At 53.5% G+C, this 12,769-nt stretch carries 8 protein-coding genes, 1 tRNA gene and 2 rRNA genes; 4 read left to right on the top strand and 7 right to left on the bottom strand.

Annotation, left to right across the window (positions count from 1 at the left end; genetic code table 11):
- Positions 1–53: 53 nt before the first annotated feature.
- The 3 genes from LG381_RS05705 to LG381_RS05695 form a co-directional block, all read right to left on the bottom strand.
- Positions 54–2,956, bottom strand: a 23S ribosomal RNA gene (locus LG381_RS05705).
- A gap of 191 nt (positions 2,957–3,147) precedes the next feature.
- Positions 3,148–3,223 (bottom strand) — tRNA-Glu (locus LG381_RS05700).
- An 85-nt stretch (positions 3,224–3,308) separates the two neighbouring features.
- Positions 3,309–4,850: ribosomal RNA gene (locus LG381_RS05695) — 16S ribosomal RNA — on the bottom strand.
- The 16S and 23S rRNA genes sit together here with 1 tRNA gene alongside, the layout of an rRNA operon.
- A 616-nt stretch (positions 4,851–5,466) precedes the next feature.
- Here LG381_RS05695 and purH point away from each other — a divergent pair.
- Positions 5,467–7,056, top strand: coding sequence for a bifunctional phosphoribosylaminoimidazolecarboxamide formyltransferase/IMP cyclohydrolase (gene purH, locus LG381_RS05690; protein WP_225762120.1), 1,590 nt, complete (start codon positions 5,467–5,469; stop codon positions 7,054–7,056).
- Between the two features lie 11 nt (positions 7,057–7,067).
- On the top strand, positions 7,068–8,357 hold the full coding sequence (purD, locus tag LG381_RS05685) for a phosphoribosylamine--glycine ligase (protein ID WP_225762119.1): 1,290 nt from the start codon (positions 7,068–7,070) through the stop codon (positions 8,355–8,357).
- Here the strand turns inward: purD and zraR are convergent.
- Both zraR and zraS read right to left on the bottom strand, forming a co-directional pair.
- The gene (gene zraR / locus LG381_RS05680) at positions 8,354–9,679 is read right to left on the bottom strand and encodes a sigma-54-dependent response regulator transcription factor ZraR (protein WP_225762118.1); all 1,326 of its coding nucleotides are present in this window, start codon (positions 9,677–9,679) and stop codon (positions 8,354–8,356) included. The genes purD and zraR overlap by 4 nt on opposite strands.
- Positions 9,676–11,052 (bottom strand): two-component system sensor histidine kinase ZraS, encoded by a 1,377-nt coding sequence (gene zraS, locus LG381_RS05675; protein WP_225762117.1) that lies wholly within the window; start codon positions 11,050–11,052, stop codon positions 9,676–9,678. Before zraS ends, zraR begins: the two co-directional genes overlap by 4 nt.
- A gap of 109 nt (positions 11,053–11,161) precedes the next feature.
- Here zraS and LG381_RS22315 point away from each other — a divergent pair, with 109 nt between their 5' ends.
- Both LG381_RS22315 and zraP read left to right on the top strand, forming a co-directional pair.
- On the top strand, positions 11,162–11,290 hold the full coding sequence (locus LG381_RS22315; protein ID WP_071987976.1) for a hypothetical protein: 129 nt from the start codon (positions 11,162–11,164) through the stop codon (positions 11,288–11,290).
- 2 nt (positions 11,291–11,292) lie between these two features.
- Positions 11,293–11,718: a zinc resistance sensor/chaperone ZraP gene (zraP, locus tag LG381_RS05670; protein ID WP_032226623.1), complete on the top strand. Its 426-nt coding sequence runs from the start codon at positions 11,293–11,295 to the stop codon at positions 11,716–11,718.
- A gap of 1 nt (position 11,719) precedes the next feature.
- Here the strand turns inward: zraP and LG381_RS05665 are convergent, their stop codons facing one another.
- Together LG381_RS05665 and hupA are read right to left on the bottom strand one after the other, a co-directional pair.
- Positions 11,720–12,415 (bottom strand): DUF1481 domain-containing protein, encoded by a 696-nt coding sequence (locus LG381_RS05665; protein ID WP_038809070.1) that lies wholly within the window; start codon positions 12,413–12,415, stop codon positions 11,720–11,722.
- A gap of 12 nt (positions 12,416–12,427) precedes the next feature.
- Entirely contained in the window at positions 12,428–12,700 is a 273-nt protein-coding gene (gene hupA / locus LG381_RS05660) for a nucleoid-associated protein HU-alpha (RefSeq protein WP_001044513.1), read from the bottom strand.
- Between the last annotated feature and the right edge of the window lie 69 nt (positions 12,701–12,769).

Here is a 12,769-nt window from a genome sequence, read left to right as displayed (position 1 = left end):
TCTGTATCAGGCTGAAAATCTTCTCTCATCCGCCAAAACAGCTTCGGCGTTGTAAGGTTAAGCCTCACGGTTCATTAGTACCGGTTAGCTCAACGCATCGCTGCGCTTACACACCCGGCCTATCAACGTCGTCGTCTTCAACGTTCCTTCAGGACTCTCAGGGAGTCAGGGAGAACTCATCTCGGGGCAAGTTTCGTGCTTAGATGCTTTCAGCACTTATCTCTTCCGCATTTAGCTACCGGGCAGTGCCATTGGCATGACAACCCGAACACCAGTGATGCGTCCACTCCGGTCCTCTCGTACTAGGAGCAGCCCCCCTCAGTTCTCCAGCGCCCACGGCAGATAGGGACCGAACTGTCTCACGACGTTCTAAACCCAGCTCGCGTACCACTTTAAATGGCGAACAGCCATACCCTTGGGACCTACTTCAGCCCCAGGATGTGATGAGCCGACATCGAGGTGCCAAACACCGCCGTCGATATGAACTCTTGGGCGGTATCAGCCTGTTATCCCCGGAGTACCTTTTATCCGTTGAGCGATGGCCCTTCCATTCAGAACCACCGGATCACTATGACCTGCTTTCGCACCTGCTCGCGCCGTCACGCTCGCAGTCAAGCTGGCTTATGCCATTGCACTAACCTCCTGATGTCCGACCAGGATTAGCCAACCTTCGTGCTCCTCCGTTACTCTTTAGGAGGAGACCGCCCCAGTCAAACTACCCACCAGACACTGTCCGCAACCCGGATCACGGGTCAACGTTAGAACATCAAACATTAAAGGGTGGTATTTCAAGGTCGGCTCCATGCAGACTGGCGTCCACACTTCAAAGCCTCCCACCTATCCTACACATCAAGGCTCAATGTTCAGTGTCAAGCTATAGTAAAGGTTCACGGGGTCTTTCCGTCTTGCCGCGGGTACACTGCATCTTCACAGCGAGTTCAATTTCACTGAGTCTCGGGTGGAGACAGCCTGGCCATCATTACGCCATTCGTGCAGGTCGGAACTTACCCGACAAGGAATTTCGCTACCTTAGGACCGTTATAGTTACGGCCGCCGTTTACCGGGGCTTCGATCAAGAGCTTCGCTTGCGCTGACCCCATCAATTAACCTTCCGGCACCGGGCAGGCGTCACACCGTATACGTCCACTTTCGTGTTTGCACAGTGCTGTGTTTTTAATAAACAGTTGCAGCCAGCTGGTATCTTCGACTGATTTCAGCTCCATGAGTAAATCACTTCACCTACATATCAGCGTGCCTTCTCCCGAAGTTACGGCACCATTTTGCCTAGTTCCTTCACCCGAGTTCTCTCAAGCGCCTTGGTATTCTCTACCTGACCACCTGTGTCGGTTTGGGGTACGATTTGATGTTACCTGATGCTTAGAGGCTTTTCCTGGAAGCAGGGCATTTGTTGCTTCAGCACCGTAGTGCCTCGTCATCACGCCTCAGCCTTGATTTTCCGGATTTGCCTGGAAAACCAGCCTACACGCTTAAACCGGGACAACCGTCGCCCGGCCAACATAGCCTTCTCCGTCCCCCCTTCGCAGTAACACCAAGTACAGGAATATTAACCTGTTTCCCATCGACTACGCCTTTCGGCCTCGCCTTAGGGGTCGACTCACCCTGCCCCGATTAACGTTGGACAGGAACCCTTGGTCTTCCGGCGAGCGGGCTTTTCACCCGCTTTATCGTTACTTATGTCAGCATTCGCACTTCTGATACCTCCAGCATGCCTCACAGCACACCTTCACAGGCTTACAGAACGCTCCCCTACCCAACAACACATAGTGTCGCTGCCGCAGCTTCGGTGCATGGTTTAGCCCCGTTACATCTTCCGCGCAGGCCGACTCGACCAGTGAGCTATTACGCTTTCTTTAAATGATGGCTGCTTCTAAGCCAACATCCTGGCTGTCTGGGCCTTCCCACATCGTTTCCCACTTAACCATGACTTTGGGACCTTAGCTGGCGGTCTGGGTTGTTTCCCTCTTCACGACGGACGTTAGCACCCGCCGTGTGTCTCCCGTGATAACATTCTCCGGTATTCGCAGTTTGCATCGGGTTGGTAAGTCGGGATGACCCCCTTGCCGAAACAGTGCTCTACCCCCGGAGATGAATTCACGAGGCGCTACCTAAATAGCTTTCGGGGAGAACCAGCTATCTCCCGGTTTGATTGGCCTTTCACCCCCAGCCACAAGTCATCCGCTAATTTTTCAACATTAGTCGGTTCGGTCCTCCAGTTAGTGTTACCCAACCTTCAACCTGCCCATGGCTAGATCACCGGGTTTCGGGTCTATACCCTGCAACTTAACGCCCAGTTAAGACTCGGTTTCCCTTCGGCTCCCCTATTCGGTTAACCTTGCTACAGAATATAAGTCGCTGACCCATTATACAAAAGGTACGCAGTCACCCCATAAAAGAGGCTCCCACTGCTTGTACGTACACGGTTTCAGGTTCTTTTTCACTCCCCTCGCCGGGGTTCTTTTCGCCTTTCCCTCACGGTACTGGTTCACTATCGGTCAGTCAGGAGTATTTAGCCTTGGAGGATGGTCCCCCCATATTCAGACAGGATACCACGTGTCCCGCCCTACTCATCGAGCTCACAGTATGTGCATTTTTGTGTACGGGGCTGTCACCCTGTATCGCGCGCCTTTCCAGACGCTTCCACTAACACACACACTGATTCAGGCTCTGGGCTGCTCCCCGTTCGCTCGCCGCTACTGGGGGAATCTCGGTTGATTTCTTTTCCTCGGGGTACTTAGATGTTTCAGTTCCCCCGGTTCGCTTCATTAACCTATGGATTCAGTTAATGATAGTGTGACGAATCACACTGGGTTTCCCCATTCGGAAATCGCCGGTTATAACGGTTCATATCACCTTACCGACGCTTATCGCAGATTAGCACGTCCTTCATCGCCTCTGACTGCCAGGGCATCCACCGTGTACGCTTAGTCGCTTAACCTCACAACCCGAAGATGTTTCGTAAAACACCATCGTGTTGCGAAAATTTGAGAGACTCACGAACAACTTTCGTTGTTCAGTGTTTCAATTTTCAGCTTGATCCAGATTTTTAAAGAGCAAATATCTCAAACATCACCCGAAGATGAGTTTTGAGATATTAAGGCAGGTGACTTTCACTCACAAACCAGCAAGTGGCGTCCCCTAGGGGATTCGAACCCCTGTTACCGCCGTGAAAGGGCGGTGTCCTGGGCCTCTAGACGAAGGGGACGTATCAGTCTGCTTCGCAAGACGCCTTGCTTTTCACTTTCTATCAGACAATCTGTGTGAGCACTTCAAAGTACGTTTCTTTAAGGTAAGGAGGTGATCCAACCGCAGGTTCCCCTACGGTTACCTTGTTACGACTTCACCCCAGTCATGAATCACAAAGTGGTAAGCGCCCTCCCGAAGGTTAAGCTACCTACTTCTTTTGCAACCCACTCCCATGGTGTGACGGGCGGTGTGTACAAGGCCCGGGAACGTATTCACCGTGGCATTCTGATCCACGATTACTAGCGATTCCGACTTCATGGAGTCGAGTTGCAGACTCCAATCCGGACTACGACGCACTTTATGAGGTCCGCTTGCTCTCGCGAGGTCGCTTCTCTTTGTATGCGCCATTGTAGCACGTGTGTAGCCCTGGTCGTAAGGGCCATGATGACTTGACGTCATCCCCACCTTCCTCCAGTTTATCACTGGCAGTCTCCTTTGAGTTCCCGGCCAAACCGCTGGCAACAAAGGATAAGGGTTGCGCTCGTTGCGGGACTTAACCCAACATTTCACAACACGAGCTGACGACAGCCATGCAGCACCTGTCTCACAGTTCCCGAAGGCACCAATCCATCTCTGGAAAGTTCTGTGGATGTCAAGACCAGGTAAGGTTCTTCGCGTTGCATCGAATTAAACCACATGCTCCACCGCTTGTGCGGGCCCCCGTCAATTCATTTGAGTTTTAACCTTGCGGCCGTACTCCCCAGGCGGTCGACTTAACGCGTTAGCTCCGGAAGCCACGCCTCAAGGGCACAACCTCCAAGTCGACATCGTTTACGGCGTGGACTACCAGGGTATCTAATCCTGTTTGCTCCCCACGCTTTCGCACCTGAGCGTCAGTCTTCGTCCAGGGGGCCGCCTTCGCCACCGGTATTCCTCCAGATCTCTACGCATTTCACCGCTACACCTGGAATTCTACCCCCCTCTACGAGACTCAAGCCTGCCAGTATCAGATGCAGTTCCCAGGTTGAGCCCGGGGCTTTCACCTCAGACTTAATAGACCGCCTCCGTGCGCTTTACGCCCAGTAATTCCGATTAACGCTTGCACCCACAGTGATACCGCCGCTGCTTTCACGGATTTACCTGGTGCTTCTTTTCCGGGTAACGTCATTGAGCAAAGGTATTAACTTTACTCCCTTCCTCCCCGCTGAAAGTACTTTACAACCCGAAGGCCTTCTTCATACACGCGGCATGGCTGCATCAGGCTTGCGCCCATTGTGCAATATTCCCCACTGCTGCCTCCCGTAGGAGTCTGGACCGTGTCTCAGTTCCAGTGTGGCTGGTCATCCTCTCAGACCAGCTAGGGATCGTCGCCTAGGTGAGCCGTTACCCCACCTACTAGCTAATCCCATCTGGGCACATCCGATGGCAAGAGGCCCGAAGGTCCCCCTCTTTGGTCTTGCGACGTTATGCGGTATTAGCTACCGTTTCCAGTAGTTATCCCCCTCCATCAGGCAGTTTCCCAGACATTACTCACCCGTCCGCCACTCGTCAGCGAAACAGCAAGCTGTTTCCTGTTACCGTTCGACTTGCATGTGTTAGGCCTGCCGCCAGCGTTCAATCTGAGCCATGATCAAACTCTTCAATTTAAAAGTTTGATGCTCAAAGAATTAAACTTCGTAATGAATTACGTGTTCACTCTTGAGACTTGGTATTCATTTTTCGTCTTGCGACGTTAAGAATCCGTATCTTCGAGTGCCCACACAGATTGTCTGATAAATTGTTAAAGAGCAGTTGCGACGCGGCTTTCAGCTCACTGTCGCGAGGTGGCGTATATTACGCTCTCCTCTTTCAGAGTCAACCCTGAATTTCAGGATTTTTCTCTTCAACCTAACCGGCTGTTTGTGTGAAGTGATTCACATCCGCCGTGTCGATGGAGGCGCATTATAGGGAGTTCTCCTGAGGCCGCAATAGAAAAATTGCAAAAAAATGACTGACTGCTGCATTCCCCAGCAAACCCCCGCTTTATACCTTTTTACGCACAGAGTTATCCACAATCATCAATGTAATTTCTGTATTTTTCCCACGGTAACCACTGTCAAAATTGTGATCACCATTGAAAGAGAAAAATTCGCGAGCGTTGCGCAAACGTTTTCGTTACAATGCGGGCGAAAAATAAGGATGCCCCGTTAGGGGCGTTAGCTGAGTTTTTCGCAAAAAATTCAGCTAACGCTCTCTGTAATAGTCAAATCCAGGGGATTTACCATGCAACAACGTCGTCCAGTCCGCCGCGCTCTGCTCAGTGTTTCTGACAAAGCCGGTATCGTCGAATTCGCTCAGGCACTTTCCGCACGCGGTGTGGAACTGCTATCTACAGGAGGCACTGCCCGACTGTTAGCAGAAAAGGGTCTGCCGGTGACCGAAGTTTCCGATTACACCGGTTTCCCGGAGATGATGGATGGACGTGTGAAGACTCTGCATCCGAAAGTACATGGTGGCATTCTGGGCCGTCGCGGCCAGGACGATGCCATTATGGAAGAACATCAGATCCAGCCTATCGATATGGTGGTTGTTAACCTGTATCCGTTCGCCCAGACCGTGGCTCGTGAAGGCTGCTCGCTGGAAGATGCGGTTGAGAACATCGATATCGGCGGCCCAACGATGGTGCGCTCCGCAGCGAAGAACCATAAAGATGTCGCAATCGTGGTGAAGAGCAGCGACTACGACGCCATTATTAAAGAGATGGATGCCAACGAAGGTTCGCTTCTGCTTGCAACCCGTTTCGACCTCGCAATCAAAGCCTTCGAACACACCGCCGCCTACGACAGCATGATTGCCAACTACTTCGGCAGCATGGTTCCGGCTTACCACGGTGAAAGCAAAGAAGCTGCCGGTCGCTTCCCGCGCACGTTGAACCTGAACTTCATTAAGAAGCAGGATATGCGTTACGGCGAGAACAGCCACCAGCAGGCTGCCTTCTATATAGAAGAGAATGTGAAAGAAGCCTCCGTTGCCACCGCAACCCAGGTTCAGGGTAAAGCCCTCTCTTATAACAACATCGCCGATACTGATGCGGCGCTGGAGTGCGTGAAAGAGTTCGCCGAGCCGGCATGTGTCATTGTGAAGCACGCCAACCCTTGCGGCGTGGCTATCGGCAATTCCATTCTTGATGCTTACGATCGCGCGTACAAAACCGACCCGACCTCCGCATTCGGCGGCATCATTGCCTTTAACCGCGAGCTGGATGCTGAAACAGCACAGGCCATCATTTCTCGTCAGTTTGTCGAAGTGATTATTGCGCCGTCCGCCAGCGAAGAAGCCCTGAAAATCACCGCCGCCAAACAGAACGTTCGCGTCCTGACCTGTGGTCAGTGGGGCGAACGTATTCCGGGTCTTGATTTCAAACGCGTGAACGGCGGTCTGCTGGTTCAGGATCGCGATCTGGGCATGGTCGGTGCGGAAGAACTGCGCGTCGTCACCAAACGCCAGCCGAGCGAACAGGAACTGCGTGATGCGCTGTTCTGCTGGAAGGTGGCGAAATTCGTGAAATCCAACGCCATTGTCTATGCCAAAAACAATATGACCATCGGCATTGGCGCGGGCCAGATGAGCCGCGTGTACTCCGCAAAAATCGCCGGTATTAAAGCTGCCGATGAAGGTCTGGAAGTGAAAGGTTCCTCGATGGCTTCTGACGCGTTCTTCCCGTTCCGCGACGGTATTGATGCCGCCGCCGCTGCGGGCGTGACCTGCGTAATCCAGCCTGGCGGTTCTATCCGTGATGACGAAGTGATTGCCGCCGCCGACGAGCACGGTATTGCAATGCTCTTCACCGACATGCGCCACTTCCGCCATTAATGGAGCGACAGATGAAAGTATTAGTGATTGGTAACGGCGGGCGCGAACACGCGCTGGCCTGGAAAGCGGCGCAATCACCGCTGGTTGAGACTGTATTTGTCGCACCAGGTAATGCGGGAACGGCGCTGGAACCTGCGCTGCAAAACGTCGCTATCGGCGTGACCGATATCCCGGCACTGCTGGATTTCGCGCAAAACGAAAAGGTAGATCTGACCATCGTCGGCCCGGAAGCGCCGCTGGTGAAAGGCGTGGTCGATACCTTCCGCGCCGCTGGGCTGAAGATCTTCGGCCCGACGGCAGGTGCCGCGCAACTGGAAGGGTCGAAAGCGTTTACCAAGGATTTCCTGGCTCGCCATAAGATCCCTACGGCGGAATACCAGAACTTCACCGAGGTAGAACCTGCGCTGGCGTATCTGCGTGAGAAAGGCGCGCCAATCGTCATTAAAGCTGACGGTCTGGCTGCCGGGAAAGGCGTTATCGTCGCGATGACGCTGGAAGAAGCCGAAGCGGCTGTTCACGATATGCTGGCGGGCAACGCCTTTGGCGACGCGGGTCATCGCATTGTTATCGAAGAGTTCCTCGACGGCGAAGAAGCGAGCTTTATCGTGATGGTGGACGGCGAGCATGTGCTGCCGATGGCCACCAGCCAGGATCACAAACGCGTAGGCGATAAAGATACCGGGCCGAACACCGGCGGAATGGGTGCTTACTCTCCAGCGCCGGTAGTAACCGATGAAGTTCATCAGCGCACGATGGAACGTATCATCTGGCCAACCGTGAAAGGCATGGCGGCAGAAGGCAACACCTACACCGGTTTTCTCTACGCGGGCCTGATGATCGACAAACAGGGCAATCCGAAGGTTATCGAGTTTAACTGCCGCTTTGGCGATCCGGAAACCCAGCCGATTATGCTGCGCATGAAGTCCGATCTGGTTGAGCTCTGCCTGGCAGCCTGTGAAGGTACGCTTGACGAGAAAACGTCCGAGTGGGATGAACGCGCTTCTCTCGGCGTGGTGATGGCTGCGGGTGGATATCCGGGCGATTATCGCACTGGCGATGTGATCCACGGCCTGCCCCTGGAAGAAGTCGAAGGCGGCAAAGTGTTCCACGCGGGCACAAAACTGACAGATGACGAGCAGGTGGTGACCAGCGGCGGGCGCGGACTGTGCGTCACCGCGCTGGGGCATACCGTGGCAGAAGCGCAGAAACGCGCCTATGACTTAATGACTGATATCCACTGGGATGACTGCTTCTGCCGGAAAGATATCGGCTGGCGCGCCATCGAACGCGAGCAGAACTAACGCGACAGTTTTGCCAATAGCGTTTTGCGCGTGATCCCTAACTGACGGGCGGCTTCGGTTTTGTTGCCGCCCGTTTTCTCCAGCGCCGCCAGAATCACCTCTTTTTCCACTTCCACCAGCGGCTGAATATCCTGACTTTGCGCCAACGGAATCGGCGTACTGGCAATCGCCAGCGGCAGCTCGCGTTCGGAAATATATTCCCCGGTCAGCAGCACCACCGCTCGTTCTACCGCGTTTTCCAGTTCGCGAATATTTCCCGGCCAGTCGTAGTGAATCAGCAGATCCATCGCCTGGGGCGTAAAGCCTTTTACCGCCTTGCGATTGCGTTCGGCAAATCGCTGAAGAAAATGGTTAGCCAGCAGGGGAATATCTTCCCGCCGTTGCCGCAGCGACGGCACTTCAATTGCCACCACGTTCAGGCGATAGTAGAGATCCTGGCGAAAACGCCCGGCCTTTACCTCAGCGGCAAGATCGCGATGGGTCGCGGCAATCAGCCGAACATCAACCGAAATAGTCTGGTTGCTGCCGACACGCTGAACTTCACGCTCCTGAATCGCACGCAGCAGACGAACCTGCATCATCGGCGAGATATCGCCAATTTCATCGAGAAACAACGTGCCGCCGTCTGCCTCAACAAAGCGCCCTTCCCGCCGTTTGTCGGCGCCGGTAAACGCCCCTTTTTCGTGACCGAACAATTCAGATTCCAGTAAGGATTCGTTGAGTGCCGCGCAGTTGAGCGTTACCAGCGGTTTTTCGCTACGTGCGCTACTGGCGTGAATCGCCCTGGCGACCAGCTCTTTACCGGTGCCGGAATCGCCGTGGATCAGCACCGTGGCTTCCGATGGCGCGACGAGGGCGATTTCACTGAGCAGGTGTTGCATCGCCGGGCTTTTACCGACCATACCAAACTGGCTGGCAGACACCGCAGGCGTTTCAGAAGCGAGAATCTGCGTATGCGCGAGCGCCTTTTCCAGCGTCGCCTGCAAGTTATCGAAATCCAGCGGCTTAATGAGATAATCCAGTGCCCCGGTCTTCAGTGCTTCTACCGCCGTCTCGACGCTGGAGTAAGCGGTCATAATCAGTACCGGAATCGCCGGATTTAACGCTTTGATCTCTTTCAACGTGGCGATGCCGTCCATCTCCGCCATTCGCACATCGCAAAGCACAAGATCAAAAACCTGTTCCCGCACCTGTGCCAGCGCCTGTTGCCCGCTGTTCGCCAGCGCGACGTTATAGCCCCAACCGCGCAGCAATGCCTGCAAGATGGTGCAGTGGCTAATGTCATCATCCACCACCAGAATATCGATATTATCGTGCGTCATCCTTGTGGGTCCTTACGCGTAATATTGACCGGAAGCCATAGAGTGAACGTTGCGCCTTTCCCCTCCTGGCTTGCGACCTGAATTGTACCACCGTGTTGTTCAACAATATTATGCACGACCGCCAACCCCAGTCCGGTGCCTTCGGCTTTGGTGGTGAAGTACGGAGTGAAGATGGCTTCAAGCTGATCCGCCGCAATTCCCTTACCGTTGTCGGTAACGCTGATTTTCACGCCTGTGCCGCTTTCGCTGGCCACCACGCTAATCACCCCATGCTGACCAATCGCCTGAATAGCATTGAGATAGAGATTCAACAGAACCTGGGTCAGCCGATCCGGATCTGCCTGAATTTGCGGCAATGTGTCGTTGGCGGTAAAGCGCAACTGAATTTCCCGGCTGTTTGCATCCTGGCTTACCAACTGTAATGAGTGGTTAATCAGGGTGTTGAGATCCACCGCCTGCAAAGCCAGATGCGTTGGCTTAACCAGTTCCAGTAACTCGCTGACCACGCGGTTTAAACGGTCGGCCTCTTTCGCCATTACCTGCGCCAGTTGGTGCGCTTCCCCACCCTCTGGTGCTCGTTCGGCAAAATATTTCGCCAGCCCTTTAATTGAGGAAAGCGGATTGCGAATTTCATGGGCAACACCTGCCGCCAGATGCCCCAGCGCCACCAGCTTCTCTTTGCGCTTCATCTCATCCTGTAGAAGCTTGCGCGAGCGCAGATACCGGCGATACCAGAAGAATGACAACACGCTTGCCAGCAAGACCGTCGCCAGGGCGAAGAGGATAATCAGGGTGTTTCTCTGCTCACGATCTTCAGCACTCACAATGTTACTGGCGTCGAAAGCGATAAAAATTGCTTGTGGTGTCGCGGCATACTGCTGCATATGGCGCATCTGGTGCATTCCAGCAGCAAACATCGGTTGAAACTGGCGATAAATTTCCAGAACAGGCTCGCCGTCTGCGCTATCGATCCGCCGCCACGCTTCTTCATCTCCCGGATGTAACTGCTGCATTTCCTGCGGGGAATAAAGCTGTTTTCCCACCATGCCGGAGTTGCTATGCATCACGATTATTCCTTGTTCATCCGTGACCGCAAACCAACGTACTCCAGGCTGTCCGGCCATTTCTTCCAGTAAGGCCTGCTGCTGCGCATGATGCATGCGCATCCCCATGCCGACGCGCGAGCCGGATTCGAGAGCACGGATAAGTACACTGCCTTTTTCCAGAAGCGTTTGTCTGGCGGCGGCAGTCTCGCGCCCATAATCGCGAATTACTGTCACCGCAAACAGCCCCACCAGCCCAACAATGGCCACGGGCAGGATGGCGCTTAACCATTTGGCTAAGGAGTCTTTAGAACGTTGCATAAAACGCATCTTCTTCTTTTTTGCCTGTTCATCCCTTTTTGACAGCAGAAATCATGCCATCTTTGATCAGCGTTTACCCTGCGCTGTAACACAAACGCTTATGTTTCAATGAGTAAAAATGACTCGCTACCCACATCAGGCGAGTCATTTTTACTCGCTTATCATGCCAGATTTCCCGTCACGTCAGCGTTTCGTCGTTGGCACGGAAGATGCAATACCCAAAGTAAGACAACCACTGGAGGATTAACCATGAAACGGAACACGAAAATTGCCCTGGTGATGATGGCGCTTTCAGCAATGGCGATGGGATCAACATCTGCATTTGCCCACGGCGGACACGGTATGTGGCAGCAAAATGCCGCGCCTTTGACCAGCGAACAACAGACGGCGTGGCAGAAAATCCATAATGACTTTTATGCTCAAAGCAGCGCGCTGCAACAGCAACTGGTGACGAAGCGTTATGAATACAACGCTCTGTTAGCCGCTAACCCACCGGATAGCAGCAAAATTAATGCGGTCGCCAAAGAGATGGAGACTTTGCGTCAGTCGTTAGATGAGTTACGGGTGAAACGGGATATCGCGATGGCTGAAGCGGGTATTCCGCGCGGTGCAGGAATGGGCATGGGTTACGGCGGCTGCGGTGGTGGCGGTCATATGGGTATGGGTCACTGGTAAATCAGAACGTTTTCTCGTTGGGTTGCCAGCGACAGAAATCAGAGTTTGCCACTAACAGTAATTGCGAACCTTCGGGCGCTTCCAGCCATGCCACGCTGACATCAACAGAAGAGCTGCTCTGGCGGCGCTCGATATGCGCTATCGCCTGCGAATCTAAATCAGGTTTAATGGTTTGCCCTTCGCAGGTGGTTACGGTCTGTTCCATCTCATGCCAGCGTCCCTGACGCAGCACCACTCTCCCCTGGCGTAAAGCATCGCTAATCTGGCGGATTTGGTCAGCGCGATAACGGTATAAATCGATTTGGTCGTTAGAAAGCTGCTGCTTTTCCCCGTCGGATTCACGTTGCATAAAGCTCAGGTCGCCGCGATCGTCAAAACGCGCGCGAATGTTCACCGGCGGTTTACTGTAGACGTTGATATTGATAAGTGTGAGGTTATCGCCCTGCCAGCGATACTCTCGCGTCGTGGTATCGCCATTGCGCCACGGGCTGAACACAGCAAGCAAATGCACATTGTCACCGCTGTCTTTTCGCCAGATACGTACCGCGCCCTGGTCTTCAGCAAAACCACTGGCAGTAAAGGGAGGAAGTGAAGAGTTGTGGCTACAGGCAGTGAGAAACAGTACACCTGCCAGCATCAATGAGTGACGCCAGAAAGACAAAAGGGGTGAAACCACCCCTTCGTTAAAACTGTTCACTGCCACGCAATCTTACTTAACTGCGTCTTTCAGTGCCTTGCCAGAAACAAATGCCGGTACGTTAGCTGCGGCGATTTTGATTTCTTTACCGGTCTGCGGGTTGCGGCCAGTACGCTCAGCGCGGTGGTTCACTTTGAAGGTTCCGAAACCAACCAGTTGTACAGCATCGCCTTCTTTCAGAGACTCAGTAATTGCAGCCAGAGTGGACTCCAGAGCAGCTTTAGCCTGGGTTTTGGACAGTTCTGCTTTCTCTGCAATTACATCAATCAGTTGAGTCTTGTTCATAAGTTATCCTTACAATGTGTTTATCGCTTGCTAAGCATCGAGTGCGACGGAAATGCCAGAATAGCACTC

This window comes from Escherichia sp. Marseille-Q3837, from assembly GCF_916618735.1.
Taxonomy (GTDB): Bacteria; Pseudomonadota; Gammaproteobacteria; order Enterobacterales; family Enterobacteriaceae; genus Escherichia; species Escherichia ruysiae.
This window is presented reverse-complemented; position numbering and strand designations above follow the sequence as displayed.